Source organism: Muricauda sp. SCSIO 65647 (genome assembly GCF_021534965.1).
Lineage (GTDB): Bacteria > Bacteroidota > Bacteroidia > Flavobacteriales > Flavobacteriaceae > Flagellimonas_A.
Genome location: NZ_CP091037.1, coordinates 1,429,669 through 1,448,687 on the forward strand (window position 1 = coordinate 1,429,669; position 19,019 = coordinate 1,448,687).

The 19,019-nt window shown below is 42.6% G+C and carries 18 protein-coding genes; 15 read left to right on the forward strand and 3 right to left on the reverse strand.

The features are described from left to right. The first annotated feature begins 39 nt into the window (after positions 1 to 39). The 9 genes from L0P89_RS06340 to L0P89_RS06380 all read left to right on the forward strand — a co-directional run bounded on the left by L0P89_RS06340 (position 40) and on the right by L0P89_RS06380 (position 10,488). Complete coding sequence (locus L0P89_RS06340; RefSeq protein WP_235267567.1) at positions 40 to 1,230, forward strand: flavin monoamine oxidase family protein; 1,191 nt, start codon at positions 40 to 42, stop codon at positions 1,228 to 1,230. Positions 1,231 to 1,278: 48 nt separating this feature from the next. Further along, on the forward strand, positions 1,279 to 2,016 hold the full coding sequence (locus L0P89_RS06345) for a VIT1/CCC1 transporter family protein (protein WP_235267568.1): 738 nt from the start codon (positions 1,279 to 1,281) through the stop codon (positions 2,014 to 2,016). 3 nt (positions 2,017 to 2,019) lie between these two features. Next, entirely contained in the window at positions 2,020 to 2,496 is a 477-nt protein-coding gene (locus L0P89_RS06350) for a hypothetical protein (protein ID WP_235267569.1), read from the forward strand. Beyond that, positions 2,493 to 3,416, forward strand: coding sequence for a helix-turn-helix domain-containing protein (locus L0P89_RS06355; protein ID WP_235267570.1), 924 nt, complete (start codon positions 2,493 to 2,495; stop codon positions 3,414 to 3,416). Before L0P89_RS06350 ends, L0P89_RS06355 begins: the two co-directional genes overlap by 4 nt. Before the next feature lie 123 nt (positions 3,417 to 3,539). Then, positions 3,540 to 5,441 carry an alpha/beta fold hydrolase gene (locus tag L0P89_RS06360; protein ID WP_235267571.1) on the forward strand — a complete coding sequence of 634 codons (1,902 nt, stop codon included), beginning with the start codon at positions 3,540 to 3,542 and terminating at the stop codon, positions 5,439 to 5,441. A gap of 115 nt (positions 5,442 to 5,556) precedes the next feature. Next, the gene (locus tag L0P89_RS06365; RefSeq protein ID WP_235267572.1) at positions 5,557 to 7,458 is read left to right on the forward strand and encodes a PQQ-binding-like beta-propeller repeat protein; all 1,902 of its coding nucleotides are present in this window, start codon (positions 5,557 to 5,559) and stop codon (positions 7,456 to 7,458) included. A gap of 148 nt (positions 7,459 to 7,606) precedes the next feature. Beyond that, the gene (locus tag L0P89_RS06370) at positions 7,607 to 8,374 is read left to right on the forward strand and encodes a helix-turn-helix domain-containing protein (protein ID WP_235267573.1); all 768 of its coding nucleotides are present in this window, start codon (positions 7,607 to 7,609) and stop codon (positions 8,372 to 8,374) included. A 19-nt stretch (positions 8,375 to 8,393) separates the two neighbouring features. Continuing rightward, a complete protein-coding gene (locus L0P89_RS06375; protein WP_235267574.1) occupies positions 8,394 to 9,692 on the forward strand; it encodes a ferric reductase-like transmembrane domain-containing protein in 1,299 nt (432 codons plus the stop codon). A 49-nt stretch (positions 9,693 to 9,741) separates the two neighbouring features. After that, entirely contained in the window at positions 9,742 to 10,488 is a 747-nt protein-coding gene (locus tag L0P89_RS06380; RefSeq protein ID WP_235267575.1) for a hypothetical protein, read from the forward strand. 71 nt (positions 10,489 to 10,559) lie between these two features. Here the strand turns inward: L0P89_RS06380 and L0P89_RS06385 are convergent, their stop codons facing one another. After that, complete coding sequence (locus L0P89_RS06385) at positions 10,560 to 11,381, reverse strand: ZIP family metal transporter (RefSeq protein WP_235267576.1); 822 nt, start codon at positions 11,379 to 11,381, stop codon at positions 10,560 to 10,562. A gap of 3 nt (positions 11,382 to 11,384) precedes the next feature. After that, the gene (locus L0P89_RS06390; RefSeq protein ID WP_235267995.1) at positions 11,385 to 12,038 is read right to left on the reverse strand and encodes a metal-dependent transcriptional regulator; all 654 of its coding nucleotides are present in this window, start codon (positions 12,036 to 12,038) and stop codon (positions 11,385 to 11,387) included. Between the two features lie 154 nt (positions 12,039 to 12,192). Between L0P89_RS06390 and L0P89_RS06395 the strand changes: the two genes are divergently transcribed. The 4 genes from L0P89_RS06395 to L0P89_RS06410 are packed head-to-tail and all read left to right on the forward strand — an operon-like array spanning position 12,193 to position 16,819. Next, positions 12,193 to 14,544, forward strand: a complete 2,352-nt coding sequence (locus L0P89_RS06395) for a TonB-dependent receptor (RefSeq protein ID WP_235267577.1) — start codon at positions 12,193 to 12,195, stop codon at positions 14,542 to 14,544. 13 nt (positions 14,545 to 14,557) lie between these two features. Continuing rightward, positions 14,558 to 15,067: a thioredoxin family protein gene (locus tag L0P89_RS06400; protein WP_235267578.1), complete on the forward strand. Its 510-nt coding sequence runs from the start codon at positions 14,558 to 14,560 to the stop codon at positions 15,065 to 15,067. Positions 15,068 to 15,116: 49 nt separating this feature from the next. Next, positions 15,117 to 15,671 (forward strand): RDD family protein, encoded by a 555-nt coding sequence (locus L0P89_RS06405; protein WP_235267579.1) that lies wholly within the window; start codon positions 15,117 to 15,119, stop codon positions 15,669 to 15,671. 8 nt (positions 15,672 to 15,679) lie between these two features. Beyond that, the gene (locus L0P89_RS06410; protein ID WP_235267580.1) at positions 15,680 to 16,819 is read left to right on the forward strand and encodes a lycopene cyclase family protein; all 1,140 of its coding nucleotides are present in this window, start codon (positions 15,680 to 15,682) and stop codon (positions 16,817 to 16,819) included. On the opposite strand, the gene L0P89_RS06415 is transcribed toward L0P89_RS06410, so the two are convergent. Beyond that, complete coding sequence (locus tag L0P89_RS06415; RefSeq protein ID WP_235267581.1) at positions 16,816 to 17,790, reverse strand: polyprenyl synthetase family protein; 975 nt, start codon at positions 17,788 to 17,790, stop codon at positions 16,816 to 16,818. The genes L0P89_RS06410 and L0P89_RS06415 overlap by 4 nt on opposite strands. Before the next feature lie 143 nt (positions 17,791 to 17,933). On the opposite strand from L0P89_RS06415, the gene L0P89_RS06420 reads away from it, so the two are divergent. Further along, positions 17,934 to 18,473: an RNA polymerase sigma factor gene (locus tag L0P89_RS06420; protein WP_235267582.1), complete on the forward strand. Its 540-nt coding sequence runs from the start codon at positions 17,934 to 17,936 to the stop codon at positions 18,471 to 18,473. Between the two features lie 4 nt (positions 18,474 to 18,477). Next, a complete protein-coding gene (locus L0P89_RS06425; protein ID WP_235267583.1) occupies positions 18,478 to 18,912 on the forward strand; it encodes a hypothetical protein in 435 nt (144 codons plus the stop codon). Positions 18,913 to 19,019 lie beyond the last annotated feature (107 nt).

The window sequence follows — 19,019 nt, forward strand, 5'->3', positions numbered from 1 at the left end:
TTCTCCATTTTTGTTTTGTAATCAGTAAAACAAAAAATTATGGATCGTAGAGAATTTGTCGCTGCCTGTAGCCTATTCGGTATTTCCCTTCCTTTCCAATCTTTCCTTCAAGCCTGCTCAGAAGATGATGAAGCCACCATTGCAGCTGGAAATTTTGATGGATCGGTTTTGATAATTGGAGCTGGCGCGGCCGGAATGGCCACGGCCTATTTACTGCAACAACAAGGTATCGACTATCAACTATTGGAAGCCGACACTTCGTATGGTGGTCGCTTTCGCACCAATAATTCATTCACTGATTTTCCTATTCCCCTAGGGGCAGAATGGCTACACGTTTCCGAATCGGTTTTTGCTGATACCGTAAATGACGAATCAATTCAAATTCCAAAAATCACCCAACGTTATGTGGCGGCTGATACCTATGGACTTTTTAGCAATGGAACTTTAACCGTTACCGAATTGGGCAATAGTGCCAATATGTTTATCGACCAAAAGTTTATCAATTACTCATGGTTCGATTTTTTCGAGGAATACATCGTTCCCAGTATCCGAAACCAGATGCAGTTCAACACCCAAATCGCTTCCATTGATTATTCGGGCGACAAGGTCGTTGCCAGTGACACCAATGGCAATCAGTACGAAGCGGATAAACTGGTGCTGACCGTCCCCTTAAAATTGTTACAATTGGGCCAGGTCGATTTCAATCCGGCATTGCCCAATAACAAACAAAGAACCATAGCCGATGCCACTATTTGGAGCGGTATCAAAATCTTCTTGAAGTTTTCAGAACAGTTCTATCCTACTTTTTTAGAGTTTGATGACAGTGAAACCAGTGAGGGCCAGCGCATGTATTACGATGTGGCCTACGGGCAAAATTCAGCTGACAACGTTTTAGGGCTTTTTTCAGTTGGAAAACAGGCCGAAGTCTATCAAGGTTTTAGTGGAGATGCCCTAAGGGATTATGTGCTGAATGAGTTGGATGAGGTTTTTGATGGAAAAGCATCGGAAACCTTTCAAGATATCTTGGTGCAAAACTGGAACGAACAACCTTTTGCCCGAGCCGCTTATTTAGAGGACAACGCTTCCAGCTCCATTTCACGAACAATGGCCACATCGGTAAACGGCAAACTTTACTTCGCCGGTTGTTCCTATACCCAAGAAGACGATTGGAGTTCGGTACATACCGCTGCACGTTCGGCCCGGGATGCCGTTCGTGAACTGCTACAGTAGTTGGTATCACCGATCAAGCTTCGTATCTTAGAAATGGAATCCTTGTAAATGAGCATCGACCATAACGAAGATATCGTACACGGCAAATCAGGTTTATTCAAACGTTTCGAAAAATACCTCGGTGAATTTGTCTATGGCGGCATCGATGGCTGTGTGACCACCTTTGCCGTGGTCTCAGGCTCTGTTGGTGCGGGATTGGACAGCTCGATCATCATCATTCTTGGGTTCGCCAATTTGTTGGCTGATGGGTTTGCCATGTCGATAGGGGCCTATCTTTCGACCAAATCTGAACAAGACAATTACAATAAGCACAAACAGGTAGAATATTGGGAAGTGGACAACCTCCCTGAAATGGAAAAAGAGGAAATTCGCGAAATCTATGCCGCCAAGGGTTTTAAAGGGGAGTTACTGGAGCAAGTGGTGAACATAATTACAAGTAATAAAGAAGTTTGGGTAAACACCATGATGAAAGAAGAATTGCAGATGATAAAAGAAGAGCGCTCACCCTTTTGGATCGGGGCCACCACCTATATGTCATTCATTTTAATAGGTCTGATTCCACTTTTCATCTATGTGGTAGATTACATTTCTCCATTACATCAGAACTTGTTTGTCATCTCATCTGTTTTAACGGCACTCGGTTTTATTGTCATCGGATGGTTAAAGACCTACGTCAACCAGACCTCTGTTCTAAAGGGAATTCTAGAAACCCTTATCTTGGGTGGAATTGCTGCGGTCGTCGCCTATTTTGTCGGGGACTTTTTAGAACAATTAATCGTTGGATAACCTATGAAAGCGGCCACCGTTTCCCAGCTAAAAAAAGAACTGCAATACCGAAATCAAGAAGAATTGCTGGAACTTTGCCTTCGGCTTTCCAAATTTAAAAAGGAAAACAAAGAACTGCTCACCTATTTGCTCTTTGAGGCCGACAATGAAGCGGGGTATATTGAAACCGTTAAGGAAGAAGTTGACGGGCTTTTTTCAGAAATCAATACCAATAGTTATTTCTACATCAAAAAAAGTGTCAGGAAAATATTGAGAATACTCAAAAAGTACATTCGCTATTCTGGCAACAAAGCCACGGAAGTTGAACTTCTGTTGTACTTCTGCCAAAAGCTGAGTGAATTTAGGCCCGCCATAAGAAGAAATACCACTCTGACCAATTTATATGAGCGGCAATTACTGTTCATCGAAAAGAAGATAATGCTGCTCCATGAAGATCTGCAATATGATTATGGTGCGGTTTTGCATGAATTGAGAACATGAATGCCATAGCACACTACCATACCCTCGAAGCCTATTGTAGGGCCATAAATATTGCACCCCCAAAGTGGTCTGGTTTTGATATTCGAAGCTTTGGCGAAAATATGAAATCGGTAAAACATAAAATGCCCCCGTTCAAGCATGAATTCTATGCCATTGCCCTTAAATTGGACGGCAGCGGGTATGCCAAAACCGGAAATTATAGCACCGAGAAGTTGAAGGCCACCGTTTTTTTCAATTCTCCCTATCAAATACTGCAATGGGACATCGCACCAGACTGGAATGGTTATTACATTATTTTTTCAGAAGAGTTCTATCGCAACCCACCCAATAAAAACCGAATTACAGAACGCTTCCCCTATTTATTATCCGATAAAACGTTGCCATTGTCTATCACTACCGAAGAAACACAGGTCTTGGAGAAACTGTTTCAAGACATGCTGTTTGAATTCGTAGCAGAACAGAAACAAAGTCAAGAAATCATACGTTTCTATATAAACATCTTGCTCTTGAAAGTAGGGCGTTTGTTCGAATCACAATCAAAAGGTCTGACCATTGATCGCGAGCAGCGCAATAACGATATCAAAACGGTCAGTCGCTTTAAAACAATCATGGAGTTGGCATTTCAGCCAGATAAGACCTACGGTACATCACATCCTCATCAAGTACGCTTTTACGCAGATAAAGTGAATTTGCACCCCAATCATTTCAATGCGGTCATAAAACGTATTACCGACAAATCGGCATCTGAACATATCTACGGGCACATATTGTCGTTGGCCAAATCAAAACTTTTGAATTCGACCACTTCGGTCAAAGAGATTGCCTATGAACTCTATTATTCTTACCCGAACCATTTTGGCAATTTCTTTAAAACCCGAACCGGAATGACCCCTTCCGAATTTCGAAAAGCCCATTCGTAGCGGAACCATACCCTCTTTTTTGACCCTTTCTTTGAATTCTGTACCTAATGCTATGAATTCTATAGGATGTAGGCTGCATCTACTCTTTAGCTTTGTGGCATCAAATTAAAAAATCAGGTAGGCATGAAAAATTTACTAATGATACTGGTCCTCTTCACATTGGGCTGTAAAACGAACTCGAACGAAAATCAAATAACCATGGAAACGAAAATTGAGGAACCCTCCATTGAACAAGAACAAAAAGCCATAAAAGGTGTGCTCTTGCAACTTTTTAGTGCAACTGACAACCGAAATTGGGATGGCGTAAAAGCCACGATGAACGATTCTGTGTACGCAGACTACAGTGCACTTGGGGGTGAGGCCGCTTTTAAAACCCCAGACGAAATTTTGAACGGCTGGAAACAGCTATTGCCCGGGTTTGAACGCACTGTACATCAACCCCACAATTTTGCCATTTGGGTTGCGGGCAATCGTGCCACGGCCACTTTAGATGCAATTGCCACCCATTTTCTGGAAGATGATTTCTGGACCGTTTTTGTTGGTTACGATACGGAGTTTATCAAACAAAATGGCCAATGGAAACTGGCTCGAATCGATTTAAGCCTGTATGACCAGACCGGAAATGGACAATTGCCCCAGATGGCCATGGAACATGTGAAAAATGGAACCATCCCCCCTTTGGTCGAAGCAAAAAATGTAGCCTCCATTGAAAAATTCTTTACTTCTTTGGAAGAACAAGACCTAGAAGGTGTACTTTCTTCATTAGACGAAAATGTGGTACAAGAAATGCCGTTTGCGCCAAAAAACTTTCCAAAATCCTTAGTGGGTCTAAAGGCCATGCGTAACCAATATACTGGCGTCATGGACTACACCCAAAAATATGACCGTGAATATTTTGGTACTGCCAACCCCAATGTGATCATTGCCAAATTCAATGGTACCATCACAACCGGGGAAGGCAAACCGTATAACAACTCCTATGTCGGAATCTACACGATTTCCGAAAATGGAAAAATCAAAAAGTTTATCGAGCATTTTAATCCAGATATCCTGCTTAACGGATGGCCCGGACTGCAACCGGAAATCTATTCGGTACATGCGGCCGGTGCAAGAACTGACAGTGGTGTTACCCAAGAAAAAGTAGCCTTTAGCAGTAATGGGGTGCTCTTAAAAGGACATTTATTTCTACCTCCCAACTTTGATGGTGGCAAAAAGTACCCGACCGCCATTGTTACGGGCAGTTGGACCAGTGTCAAAGAGCAAATGCCCGATGAATACGCCAGTCTTTTGGCAAAAGATGGTTTTATTACCCTGACCTTTGACTTTACGGGCTTTGGAGAAAGTGAGGGCCAGCCAAGGTTTTTGGAAGATTATCATCTAAAGATCACCGATATCAAAGCGGCAGTCGATTATCTGTCACAGCACCCGAATGTCGATATTGAAAACGTAACAGGCCTTGGGGTATGTGCAAGTTCTGGCTATATGGCCCATGCCACCGCCCAAGACGAACGCATCAAGAAATTGGTTCTGGTAGCACCATGGTTGCACAATGCAGAAATTGCCAGAATGATCTACGACATGCGCCCCGGAGGAACCGATGGCCTTTTGCAGGCAGCCAAAGAGGCCAAAATCAACTATGCAGAAACCGGGGTTATGGAATACGTGCTAGCGGCCAGTGAACTAGATCCGCTAAGTGCGATGTATGTTCCCGAAAACGCCTTTGATTACTACCTCAACCCATCAAAAGCGGCCGGCCCCAAATACGCCAACCTATTTGCGGTAAGCAGTTGGGAACCTTGGCTGACCTTTGACGGCATTTCGGCCGGCAAAGAGATAGAACAACCCGTATTCATTGTTCATAGTGAAAGTGGTGCCGTTCCGCAGGGCGCAAAAGAATTCTATGAACTCCTCAAAGGTGAGAAGCAAATTAAATGGCTGAACGATTTTGATCAACAACAACTGTACTTTGAAGCAGATGCCGTAAACACCGCAATAGGTGAAGTTGTTGCTTACTTGAAAAAGTAAATTTACAGCCGCTGTAAAAGCGCTGGTCCACTGAAAATGTAGTACCTTTTCAGTGGACTTTTCTTTTGTACGTTTCGAGACAAGATAATGGATGATGGCCATAAAACATTTCTTTTTGTCAATCTTGTTTTTCTTGGGTCAGTTCACAAGCTTGGCCCAAGTAAAGATCACGCTGTCCAATACGGCAAAAGATAATGTCATCAACGCCAGTACGGGAATAGTATTGGTGCGCACCGGAAAGGAGTTGTATGGTATAAGTCCTGAAAGCAAGACCATCATCTGGAAAAACGAATCACTCGGAAAAGTGGATCTTGATTCCTATTATGGGATTCCCTTTACGCCCTTGGCCATTTTTGAGGGCAAACCTGTGGTAAATTCCAAACTACTTTCGAACACCGTCAATGCCAAGGGCACCTCTCGAATAATGATGAACGTTACCACAGGAAAGGTACTTTTCGATTCTGAGAAGGTCGGATTTAAGTCTGTAAACCGTACCCTATTGATTCCTGGACAAAAGGCCATTCTTGTAGATGGCATCAAGGACAAAAAACTAGCGGTTGCCCTTTTTGACCATAAAGACCAAAAAATGCGCTGGCAGAACGATTTGACCAACGCTACATTTTTCAAAAACCTTAAGGGGACCCTTTTTCAGAAGGAAAAAATTCTGTTGGACAAAAACCAAAATGTTTTTTGGTTACGAAACAACCACTTGTTGAATATGAATGGCACCACTGGTGAAATTATCTATCAAAAGGAAAATATTGAATCAATAGCGATCGATCCAAAAAAAGAAGTGGTCTACCTGTTTACCCGGGCAAACGAAGGGGAAAAATTAATGCGGTTTACAGAGGTCATGGCTTATTCCACTAATGGCATGAAACCCTTATGGAAAAAGGCAGCCAGAATCAGGGGGGCGATCAAGGAGATGGTTTTCGATGGCTCCAAGCTCGTCGCGGTCACCTCTACCGGGTTCAATATTCTTCATGAAAGCGGTCAGAAACAATGGGCCGAAATGGAGGCGCTGCCATTGATCAAAAAAATTGTGCCCGTTGAAACAGGATTTTTAGTGATTCAAGAAAAATTCTTGTCACATATTGATGAGAAGGGCAAAAAAAAATGGCAGAAGCCCATTAAAATTTCCCTTTCCAATGATGAAAGGCCCGTACATCTTTTTGAAAAAGGGTCTGAAGCACTATATATAACCCCATCTAGGGCCAACAAGATCAACATCACAAATGGAGAAAAGCATTGGGATGACATTATTCTTAGTGATGCGGACTTTCTGTCAAGAAATTTGAAACTGAAGGTGCCGCCCTATCGCATTTGGCACGACAGCATTAGGGCACAGTTTGCCGTTTATAGTAAAAATGATCTCTATCTGCTTAACCATGAGAGCAAAACGACCCCAACCCCTGTTCATTCCTTTGATTTCGGAAGGTTCCTTCCCAATATCAAGATGGGGGAGTTTGGGTATTTTTTAGACCATGACAACAAGTACTTCCTATTTGACGGTAAAGGTCATTTGGTCTATGAAAAAAACTATCCTTCCAATACTAAATCTTCCATTTTTGGCGAAACCTTTTATTACCTAAAAAGGGGGTTAGGGGCCTACAGGGCAGCGACCAATTTCATTTACAGTCAAGCCGTGGAAAATGTTGGCAGCGCGGTCGCTTCAGGAAATTTGGGTTTTCTAACCGGTTTTGGTTCCAGTATTTATGGCTCTTATCAGGTCTACCAGAACCCTGAAAGAATCATTTCAAATTTAGACGAACTCGGCTTCAGTTCAGGTTTGGAAACCGTTTTCAAAAGAATTCAGAAAGGGAAAGAAAGTAAAAACGCTATTTTGATCGTTGCGCCCAATGAAGATGAAACGGTGGCCGTTATTCGATTGGATATTCCCTCTGGCAAAGAGGAGAAATTAAAACAGTTAGATAGAGATGCTTCATTTGTAATCGATCAAGTTGAAAATATCATTTATAGTTTTGATAAAAAAGAAATTACCATAGAGCGGCTATAGCTAAGATGTTACAGCCCAACTTTCAATGGTCATAGGTACAAGTCCATTGTGACAAAATGAATAAATTGAGCATTCTTTTAACAAAAGACCACTTTAGTAATTTTCATGCCCAGACAAACAATATGTTTGGCGCGATATAAGACCGGCCATGGCCTCGAACCAAATACATCAATACGAAGAGCTATATCCGTCCGAGGATTTGGAAGACTTTGTTTCCCTGTATTTTAAATCGAAGAATCTTTCTGATGCCCCAGAAAAGATGACCATTTGCCCAGATGGTTACTTTAAATTGATCGTTCAGCTGAAAGAAGATAACATCATCGCTTATTTTCTTACCGGTCTTTGGGTCAACGAAGTGGAAATAACACTTCCTCCCCAGGTGACCACCTATGGCATAAAGTTCAAAATAATAGCCGCTGAGTACATTCTAAAAAGGGAAATACAATCCATTCTCAACACGGTGGAACAGTTGGGTACTGATTACTTGGGCATAGATTCCCTCAAGTTTGGTTCTTTACGGAACGTGGCCGAGCAATTCGAGAAAATCTTAAAGAAGAGACTTCCGCCGAAAGAACAAATTCTGGGCAACCGCCTAAGATTAAGTCAATTTCTTTATAGCAATTACAAAGATATTCAGGCCAACGAAGTGGCCGACCAAATCTACTGGTCACATCGACAGATCAATCGCTACATGAACAAGTATGTCGGAACCACCCTTAAAAAGTATCTCAATGTACAAAAGTGCTACCGTGCCTATCTACAGATACGGGAAGGTGAATTCTTTCCTGAAAAGGGCTTCTTTGATCAGGCCCATTTTATACGCGAGGTCAAAAAGCATACGGGCCATACCCCTACTTCATTGTACCAGGGCAAAAATGACCAATTTATACAATTGAACAATATAGGCAAGCTCTAAGTTTGGCAAAAACTTAGCCATGCGCCATTTGAAGCAGGAAATCTATTTTCCCATTATCGTCGGCATCCATTTTATTTTTTGGGCCATTGACCTCTATTTTTACGAGGGCTCCTTCAAGGAAACATCGTCGGATACGATGTTCTTTGGCGAGCTTACCAATGTGAGCTGGAAAAATCCGCATCGTATTTTGGGTGAGGTATTCTCTTCTTGGGTAGTCACGGTCTTTGCTTTCAACTTTTTGATGGCCACTCGTGCCCGCTGGGTCGAAAATCTTTTCGGCGGGCTTGACAAGATGTACCTGATCCATAGAAGATCTGGAATCATAGCCGTATTTCTTTTGCTTGCCCATTTTGTGGTGGTGCCAAGAGCCGCAGAATTCAACCCCGGAAAACCCCTTGGGTTTTATGCCCTAATTTTAATCCTTATCGGGGTGTTGCTTTCCGCAGCACCCATATTCAAAAGAAAGATTCCCTACCATAAATGGGTGAACTTTCACAAGCTTATGGGCATCTTTTACGTGATGGGCGTAATTCACGGTATTTTGGTGGACAGCCTCATCAAAGAACTGCCCATTACAAGGGTCTATGTTTTTGGTATGGCCTTTATCGGTATTATGGCTTGGTTCTACCGGGCATTTCTGTTCAGGGCCTTCAACAAAAAAATGGACTACACGGTAACATCAGTTCAAGACTTGGGCAGTGATATTGTGGAAATCGAAATGGTTCCCGAAAACAAAAAATTGGCTTTCAAGGCGGGCCAATTCGCTTTTTTCACCTTTCCCGCGATCAGCAAAAGAGAGCAGCACCCCTTTACCATCAGTAGTCATCCGAATGAAGACAACCTAAAAGTTACCATCAAGGGATTGGGAGATTACACAAATGGCCTGGCCGACAAGCTATCAATAGGTGACAAGGCAAAAGTGGAAGGGCCATACGGTAAGTTTTCCACGGCATATTCAAAAGAACGTGAACAGGTATGGGTAGCCGGTGGAATAGGTATCACACCCTTTTTATCCTTGATCAAAGACTACTATACCCAAAAGGTCACCCTTTTTTGGTGTGTCTCAGATGAGAACGAGGCGCCTTTTGAACATGAACTAAAAATTGCCGCTGAAAAGAACCCCTTGCTAGAGTTTGTGCTGTGGGAATCAAAAAAACGGGGACATATCAATGTAGATGATATGAGCATCAGAAAACCAAAAGAGAAATCGTATTTCATCTGTGGCCCCGAAGCCTTGAAAAAGAACATTGCCAAACAGCTCAGACTAGAAGGGGTGAAACAGCAACACATTCATGATGAAGAATTTGCCTTTAGATAAAACAACTATTCATATGGAAAATCAAAAAAATCATCAATACACGACGCTCATGAAAAATATCGCATTTTTATTCGTATTGTTCTTATTTTCAGGATGCAAACAAGGAGAAAAAAAGGAGCCGGATGGCTCACAAATGGAAAATAAAGCTTCCAACGAAAAACCATTTGTTCGCACACAGAATTATGCAGTGGTATTCAATTGGGCGACCCAAGATGAAAAGCTCGTAATGGAGAATACCGTACCGCAGTCTGACCAATTATTGGCCCTATGGAAAGACAGCACCGTAGAGAACGTATATTACGATGCCAAGGCACAGTATGACAAGTTTTCGTATTTCCCAAACATCACCTTTACCCTGAAAGCTGAAGATAAAACGGCAGCAAAGGCCATTTTAAATGATTTGGTGATGGTGAAGAAAGGCATAGCCACCTATACCATACACCCTGTTGGCACTTTATGGCTCAAAAGAGATGCTAAGAAAATTGAACAAAGGGGCCTGACCAGTTCATATGTCGCTGTTTGGAACACGAACAAGAAACCCGACATGGATATCACGAAAAAACAAAATGACGCCGTACTGGAACTTTACAACGAAGGGGCCATCGAAAACGTCTATTTTGATATTGAAGGCACCCAAAAACAAAACCAAAAGACCGATTTTGTGTTTTTTGTCAATGCCGATTCAGAAGAAGGGGCAAAGGCCATCATAGACGATCTGCCATTTGTGAAAGAACAAATTGCCTCTTACCAACTCTATCCTGTGGGGATATTTTGGATGGGACTGAACGAAGAGTGATCAATAATGCCTTTTCTTCTGAGGGCTGGTTCATGTATTGGCTTTTCACATGTCAAGGTCGCATCAAAGTGCTACCCCAGCCCCACATCTAGGGTCATCATGATGATAAAACCGCCGATAAAACCCATCGTGGCGATATCGGTATATTTGTCTTGTTGGGTTTCGGGGATGACCTCTTCAACGACCACAAAGATCATGGCCCCAGCAGCAAAAGCCAGGGCATAGGGCAAAATGGGCTCAAAGGTCAGTACGGCCCAAGCCCCCAATACCCCTGCTATGGGTTCTACAATGGCAGAGGCCTGACCATACATCCAACTTTTTCTACGGCTTAAACCATGTCTTCGCATCGGTACTGCTACGGCAAAGCCCTCTGGAAAGTTTTGCAGTCCGATCCCCAGGGCCAAGGCCACAGCACCTCCAATAGTGGCCCCTTCAAAGCCTGAAGCCACTCCCCCGAACAAAACACCTACCGCCAAGCCTTCGGGAATATTGTGAAGGGTTATGGCCAGAACAAGTAATGTGGTACGGTGCCATGGGGTCTTTACCCCTTCGGCCTCGTCTATTTTAAAGTTGATATGTAAATGCGGAAGTACCTTGTCTAACCCATAAATAAACAAGGCGCCCAATAAAAACCCTACCGCCGCGGGAATTACCTTTACAAAGCCCTCACCTTCACTCATTTCTATGCCTGGGGCCAGCAGGCTCCAAAAACTGGCAGCTACCATCACCCCACCGGTAAAACCCAACATACCGTCCATCAGGGCACGTTTGGGGCTTTTGAACAAAAAGACCAGCCCCGCTCCGGCAGCGGTCAACCCCCATGTAAACAAAGTGGCATATAAAGCGGCCAGAATAGGGTTGATACTTTCAAAATAAGTAATTACGTGTTCCATCTATTATTCTTTTTTAACATAAAGATTGGTAGCGATTTGATTGGAAATATGCAATTCGCGGTCATCAATCTTGATAATCAGGGAATCATCAAAGTCTTCTTTTTCGAGTATTTCTAGCGTATCTCCCAGGGCAATGTCATTTTTGTCAAGAAATCTGAGAAATACCGATGATGTATCTTTCACCCCTACACAAATTCCAGTGGCCCCAATGGGCAACTCGCTCAAGGGCTGTTTGTTCCGTTCTTGAAATTCGCCGCTTTTGGTCGGGATGGGATCACCGTGCGGATCGTATTTCGGAAACTCCAAGAGTTCATCAATCTTATCGATGAGTTTCTCGCTTTTGATATGCTCTAACTGCTCGGCGACCTCATGTACCTCATCCCATGTAAAATCTAATTTTTTGACTAAAAAGACCTCCCAAAGACGATGCTTGCGTATAATGGAAAGTGCCGTTTTTATCCCGAGATCGGTCAAATTGACCCCTTGGTATTTCTTATAATGGACCAATTCTTTTTCAGCCAGCTTTTTGGCCATGTCAGTCACAGACGAAGGTTTGGTATCCATCTCATCGGCAATGGCATTGGTGGAAATCAACTTTGTGCTGTTGCCCCCCAAATGAAAAATGGTCTTGATATAGTTCTCTTCAGCCCGTGTCAAGAAAAATATTTTACTCAAAGATACCTTTTATTTTTATTAGTCAAAACATATTTTTAGATTTGTCTAAATATTTTATTTATGATATATCCCCATTTCTTTTTTTACATCTATATTTTAAGTTATTTTTGTTTAGACTAATTATAAATAACCATTTTTGAAAAAGCTCTTTTTTTTCCTATCCGTAACCTCTTTCCATTTTCTCGTAGCACAGACCGTTTCGGTCTCGGGAACCGTGACCTCAAATAAGGAACCCGTGCCTTTTGCCAGCGTCTATGTCAAAGGAGGCAGTGAAGGCACAACTGCCGATATAGATGGCAAATATCAATTACAGTTGCCGGTGGGGGTGGTTACCCTAACAGCCCAGGCGCAAGGGTATCGTACGCAAAACAAGAATTTAACCTTGGTCAGGGGTTTGCCCTTGACCGCTGATTTCACACTCTTGGAAGATGCGTTGGGTTTGGAAGAAGTGGTGGTCAGCGCCACCCGAAATCGCGTGGAACGGAGAAGTGCCCCTGTGGTCGTATCTTCTTTGAAACCCAGATTATTGACCGCCACTCAATCTATTACGGTAGCAGAAGGTCTCAACTTCACGCCTGGTGTTCGTGTAGAAACCAATTGCCAAAACTGTGGGTTTACCCAGGTGCGATTGAATGGTCTGGACGGGGCCTATACACAAATATTACTCAACAGCCGGCCCATCTTTACCTCACTGCTTGGCGTCTACGGGCTGGAACAGATCCCGACCAACATCATTGAACGGGTAGAGGTGGTACGTAGTGGAGGTTCTGCTTTATACGGCTCCAATGCCATAGCGGGAACCGTCAATATCATTACCAAAGATCCCATTTTGAACACTTGGGAAATAGGCAGCAATCTGGCCATTGTCGGGGGCGATGCCCTTGATAGAATCTTAAATTTCAATAGTTCAATTGTTGCCGACGACCTTAATAGTGGTGTCACCCTTTTTGGTGCCTACAGAAATCGCGAGTCTTACGATGCCAATGATGATGGGTTTACCGAACTGGTAGAGTTGCGCAATACCACCGTTGGGGCCAAGGCTTTTTTAAAGCCAACCGATAGAAGTCGTATTTCAGTGAACCTAAATGCAATTCGCGAGTATCGAAGAGGTGGCGACCGATTAGATCTGGCCCCCCAATTTACCGACATTACTGAAGAATTGGACCACGATACCTTTATCGGTGGTGTCGATTACGAATTGAACAGCAAAGATGGTACGCAACAAATGCAGATCTATACGTCGGCCTCTTATACCAATCGTGATAGTTATTATGGCGGATTGGGAGGTGGGAGAACTAGACAAGACAGCCTATTGGCCAACGGTGCATTCGGAACGACAAAAGACCTTGCTTGGGTGAACGGCTTGCAATTGACCAAGACCTTTAAGAACAACGATGTGTTAACCGCCGGTGCGGAATATAACATCAATGACACCGAAGATATGGTTCTAGGCTACAATCGGATCGTTGACCAAAACGTGAATATCTTGGGTGGTTATGCCCAATATGAATGGAAGCCTTCAGACAACTTTTCTGCGCTATTGGGTGCCCGATTAGACAATGTTACCGTGAAAGGAGATTATTCTGTGAGCGGTATTGCAAGGGATTTGGATTTAAGCCAAACAGCCCTCTCCCCCAGAATTACCCTATCTTATAAACTCTCGGAAGAATGGCGCCTTCGTGGAGGGTATGCCCGTGGTTTTCGTGCCCCGCAAACCTTCAACGAAGACCTTCACATTTCTAGTGTGGGCGGTGAACCACAGTTCGTCATATTGTCAGATGACCTGGATACGGAATTCTCAAATGCATTTACCGGTTCTTTAAACTATTCAAAAACTAGAGATCTATTACAATTTGATTTTCTTTTGGAAGGATTCTTCACTATTTTGGAAGATCCTTTCACATTGGTCAGTACCGGTGCTGTTTTAGAAAATGGCTCCATTTTAGAGGAGGTCAGAAATGGAGAAGGGGCCCGTGTTTATGGCTCAAACTTTGAATTGGGCATTTCACCAAACCCTGAATGGCGTTTTCAATTGGGCGGTACTTTGCAGAAAACCGAATGGAATGAACCTCAACTGCTTTTTGAAAGCGATGGAACACCTGGGGAAAGTGATATCATTATTGATGAATTCGTTCGCGTGCCCAACTTTTATGGCTATTTGAACACAACTTGGATTCAAAGTGAAAAATTCAATGTGGATATTACGGGCACGTATACCGGCAATATGACCATACCCAGGGTCATCAGCGATACCGGGTTTTTAGAGCTGAATGATTCGGGTTCATTTTTTGATATGAACATTAAGTTGGAAACGCATTTTGACTTTAGCGACTCTTTTATGGTCACACTTTCTGGTGGAGTAACCAATATTTTTAATAGTTTTCAAGATGATTTTGATGTCGGTCCAGGACGGGATTCCGATTACATCTATGGTCCTGATACCCCACGTGCTTTCTTTTTTGGCCTAAAATTTGGAAAGCTTCATTAAAACAAGACCTGTTTTGAAAAACAGTTTGCCAAATACCATAAGATCCCGTTTCCTTTTAGGAATCTTACTTTTATTGGCACCTCTTTTTTTGCCAACTGAGATTTCGGCCCAAGAAAAAGAAATTCAATGGCTCAGTTTTGAACAACTGGAAGATTCTTTGAACGTAAAGCCCAAAAAGGTATTTATTACTTTTTATGCCGACTGGTGTACCTATTGCAAAAAAATGGACCACGCCGCATTTAAGGATTCAAAGGTGATTTCGAAGTTACATGCTGAATACTATGCCGTTAAGATGAATGCAGAAACCACCGATTCGATTCAATTTGATGGCAAGTTATTTACAAACAAACAGCTTGGCAAGACCAGAAATCCGACCCATGAGATTCCCCTGCTTTTGGCCTCACGTGAAAACCGTCCGTTTTCACTTCCGGCAATGGTATTGCTCGATGAAAAATTTGAGATAAGCGATAGGTATTTTGAGTATCTCTCCCCGAAACAACTTCATAATATCTTGAAACAGTAAGACCAAACCTTTTTGTACTTTCGAACGGTAATTAAAAAATACAATTTCGATGTCATTCGATACCGTTCAGGAAGACAAAATAGAATACGCCAACTTTTGGACACGTTTTGGCGCCTATTTTTTAGACATTTTGATCATAGCCCCAATCTCTCTGGGCCTTAACTATATTAACTTTCTGCATTTCAAAAGTTTTTGGGTCTATCTTCTCATCACAATTTTAGGATTGCTGTACAAACCCTATTTTGAATATAAGTATGGCGCCACCTTTGGAAAAATGGCCACGAATCTAAAAGTAACGGATTACAGTTTCAATCAAATTGATTTTCAAAGATCGATCATCAGAAGCCTGATCTTTATCCTTCCCTCGACAATTCTTATCCCTATACAGTATATGGCCTACCATAACCCAGCGCTCATGGATATCAACAGCTTTTGGGAGTTTAGCACTTTGGTGGCCCAAACCTATCCTGCCCAAAATGTGTTCAGCTGCTTGAGCACTGTTCTAGTCATTACCGATTTAATCGTGTTGCTCGCCGATGATATGAAAAAACAGCGCTCACTGCACGATCGTATTGCCAAAACCTATGTTATTAAATCAAAATAGACATTGACATGTCTTCCTACGACCATATCATCATAGGTGCCGGTGCTTCAGGCCTTTTACTGGCCGATGCCCTGGGCAGGGATGATTTCTTCAACGACAAAAAGATTTTGTTGTTGGATAAAGACACCAAACGAAAAAACGACCGCACTTGGTGTTTTTGGGAAAAAGGCGAAGGTGCTTTTGATGCCATAGTACATAAAACTTGGCCGAAGATTTATTTTGCCGGAAAGGAAACCGCCCTTCACCAAGCCATCGCCCCTTACCAATACAAGATGCTTCGAGGAGTGGACTTTTACCATCACTATTTGGAAAAAATCAAGGGATACGCAAATGTTACATTCCGCAATGATGAGATTCTATCAGTAGAAGAAACAGCAGAATCGGTGCGGGTAAACGGCAAGAACGAAAGCTATTTGGGCAAGGTCGTATTCGATAGTCGTTTCGATTATAAAAAATTGAAGGAGCAGCAAAAATATCCGGTTTTACAGCAGCACTTTTTAGGATGGTTTGTCAAGACAGAACGACCTGTCTTTCATATTGATGAGGCCACTTTCATGGACTTCTCCATACCCCAAAAGGGAAATACCCGGTTCATGTACGTACTTCCTTTCTCTGAAACGGAAGCCTTGGTCGAATACACGCTTTTTTCAGAGAACGTGCTGCCAAGAGAAGAATATGAAGCGGCAATTGCGACCTATCTCGACGAATTGAAAACTGGCCCGTATGAAATAATTGAGGTAGAGCAAGGTAACATTCCCATGAGCTCTTATGCCTTTTGGTCAGAAAGCACCAACAAGGTCATTAAGATTGGTATAGCAGGGGGTTGGGCGAAGCCCAGTACGGGTTATGCCTTTTACAACTCCGCCAAAAAAGTCGAAAAATTGGTCAACTATCTGAAGAGGGGCAAATCCGTTTCCGAATTCCAAAGAAAAAACCGTTTCTGGTTCTATGATCTTTTACTGCTTGATATTCTGTCTCGCAACAACAGCTTAGGGCAGAAAATTTTTGAATCCCTCTTCAAAAAAAGAAATCCACAATTGATTCTTAAATTTCTAGGCGAGGACACTTCGCTTTTTGAAGATGTCAAAATTATCATGGCCTGCCCAAAGCGGCCATTTCTTGGGGCACTGGTAAAAAGATTGTTTTAAAAAGTACGCTGCATGAGATTATTGCCAAAATCTTCAAACACTTTCTTGTTTTCTTCATCGGCCTTTATCTTCGCCAATGACTCAAAAGCTATTTCGGTATAGTTTTCAATTTTCCTTTTTATGGCATTGACGGCACCGCTTCTTTCAAAAATGGCCTTGGCCTTTTGTACCTTTTCAGTTGGGTCTTCAGGCTGAAGGGCATACAGATCGACCAAGGTTTTGCGGTCGGCCTCAGAAGCATGTCGGTACGCCTCTATGTAGAGAAAAGTCTTTTTGTTCTCAATGATATCACCCCCCACTTGTTTCCCGAAGGTTTCTGGGTTGCCAAAGGCATCGAGATAATCATCTTGCAACTGAAAGGCAATGCCCAGATTTCGTCCGAACTCATAGATCAGTTCTTGCTCTTCGTCTGGGGCGCTTGCTACGATTGCTCCCATTTTAAGTGCCGCAGCTATCAAAACCGCTGTTTTGTATTCAATCATTTTAAGGTACTCCCCTATCGCAACATCATTGCGGGTCTCAAAATCGATATCGTATTGTTGCCCTTCACATACTTCTATCGCCGTTTTAGAGAACAGGTTGAGCAACGCTTTAAAAGTGTCTCCTTCATAACCCTCTAGACATTGATAGGCTGATATGAGCATGGCATCTCCCGAGAGTATACCGGTATTGACATTCCATTTTTCGTGAACCGTGGGCTGGCCACGGCGCAAAGGGGCATCATCCATGATATCATCATGCACCAAAGAAAAATTGTGAAATACTTCAATGGCCATTGCAGCATCCATGGCTTTCTTGTGATCACCGCCGAACAAATCGGCGGCCATTAAGGTTAGAATGGGACGAAGGCGCTTACCTCCCAGACCCATAATGTAAACAACGGGGTCATATAGATTCTCCGGTTTTTTTGAAACTATCTTTTTGCCCAGATATTCGGTGAATTCTTCACGATAAAACTCTAAGGACTGCATGCTATCAATTTTGGTTAAAAATACACCCATTGTTACAAATGACATATACCGGCGTCAAATCAATACCGTCATCATCATTCAAAATGCAATGGTTTTGAAAACCATCGTCTATAAGAATGAAAGCTGGCGCCAATTGCCGTGAAATGACCACAGAACAAGAAAACCGTAAAAGACTGGCAGACTTTTTCACCGATGAGTACCAATCGCTCAAAGGGTACGTGCGATCAAGGATCGATAGCACGGCCGAAAGCGATGCGGAAGACATTGTTCAAGATGTGGCCCTGAAGCTGTTCTCAAGGTCGAGTCCGTCACCAATTGACAATATTGCCGGCTTTGTGTACCGTTCGGTCCGAAACAAAATAATCGATGTTATGCGCACCAAAAAAGAAAGATTATATGATGACTCGGCACTAGAAGACCTGTGGACAGAATTTGCAGGGCTTTTTTACGGTAAAGATGAGGTCGAATATCCTGAGCCACTGATAAAAAAGTTGAAGCAGGTGGTAACCGAACTCAAACCTGATTATCGAGACATCATATTGGCGGTCGATTTTGAAGGGTACAGCTATCGCGAAATCGCCGAACAAACGGGAATTTCACAGGGCACCCTAATGTCTCGAAGACATAGGGCCATGTCGATATTGCTCAGAAACTTGGAAAACGAAAAAAAAGATAAAAATTAAAACTATGGAACATAAAAATCACATTGAAAAAAGAATAGAAAGAAAGGCTGAATATTACGTGACCAAGGCCATTAAAATCTTCTTTATGATCATTTTGGCCATACTATTTTTCTTGCTGTTCGGCTATGTGGTCATGTGGTTGTGGAATTGGCTGATGCCCGATCTATTCGGACTCGCCACTATTACCTATTGGCAAGCTTTTGGACTACTGGTTCTATCAAAAATATTTTTTGGCTTTGGATCGGGCGGCCCTGGAAAAAGTGGCTCTGGTAGAAGAAAATCAAAAAGAAGGTTCAGCTCAGAAAAATGTGGTCCTATGAGAAGAGATTTTTCTGAATGGAAACTCTATGACAGATTTTGGAAAGAAGAAGGTGAGCAAGCGTTTAAAGCATATGTTGATAGAACCCGAGAAAATGAAAGAAAAGATTCAGAAGCTTAAAAAAAGCCCCACTCCCTTCAGTGGGTTTAACCATAATCTTAAGAAAAAAACAAATGTTCGGTCCGATCACATCTTGTTTTTACGTCTAAACAGAAGAGGTTTGCCCT

What these genes read in the sequence shown, in the direction of transcription:
- L0P89_RS06345 (WP_235267568.1), top strand. Translation starts at nt 1,279, where the DNA reads ATGAGCATCGACCATAACGAAGATATCGTACACGGCAAATCAGGTTTA.
- L0P89_RS06385 (WP_235267576.1), bottom strand. Translation starts at nt 11,381, where the DNA reads ATGGAACACGTAATTACTTATTTTGAAAGTATCAACCCTATTCTGGCC.
- L0P89_RS06360 (WP_235267571.1), top strand. Translation starts at nt 3,540, where the DNA reads ATGAAAAATTTACTAATGATACTGGTCCTCTTCACATTGGGCTGTAAA.
- L0P89_RS06340 (WP_235267567.1), top strand. Translation starts at nt 40, where the DNA reads ATGGATCGTAGAGAATTTGTCGCTGCCTGTAGCCTATTCGGTATTTCC.
- L0P89_RS06375 (WP_235267574.1), top strand. Translation starts at nt 8,394, where the DNA reads ATGCGCCATTTGAAGCAGGAAATCTATTTTCCCATTATCGTCGGCATC.
- L0P89_RS06380 (WP_235267575.1), top strand. Translation starts at nt 9,742, where the DNA reads ATGAAAAATATCGCATTTTTATTCGTATTGTTCTTATTTTCAGGATGC.
- L0P89_RS06425 (WP_235267583.1), top strand. Translation starts at nt 18,478, where the DNA reads ATGGAACATAAAAATCACATTGAAAAAAGAATAGAAAGAAAGGCTGAA.
- L0P89_RS06370 (WP_235267573.1), top strand. Translation starts at nt 7,607, where the DNA reads ATGGCCTCGAACCAAATACATCAATACGAAGAGCTATATCCGTCCGAG.
- L0P89_RS06350 (WP_235267569.1), top strand. Translation starts at nt 2,020, where the DNA reads ATGAAAGCGGCCACCGTTTCCCAGCTAAAAAAAGAACTGCAATACCGA.
- L0P89_RS06405 (WP_235267579.1), top strand. Translation starts at nt 15,117, where the DNA reads ATGTCATTCGATACCGTTCAGGAAGACAAAATAGAATACGCCAACTTT.
- L0P89_RS06355 (WP_235267570.1), top strand. Translation starts at nt 2,493, where the DNA reads ATGAATGCCATAGCACACTACCATACCCTCGAAGCCTATTGTAGGGCC.
- L0P89_RS06420 (WP_235267582.1), top strand. Translation starts at nt 17,934, where the DNA reads ATGACCACAGAACAAGAAAACCGTAAAAGACTGGCAGACTTTTTCACC.
- L0P89_RS06415 (WP_235267581.1), bottom strand. Translation starts at nt 17,790, where the DNA reads ATGCAGTCCTTAGAGTTTTATCGTGAAGAATTCACCGAATATCTGGGC.
- L0P89_RS06410 (WP_235267580.1), top strand. Translation starts at nt 15,680, where the DNA reads ATGTCTTCCTACGACCATATCATCATAGGTGCCGGTGCTTCAGGCCTT.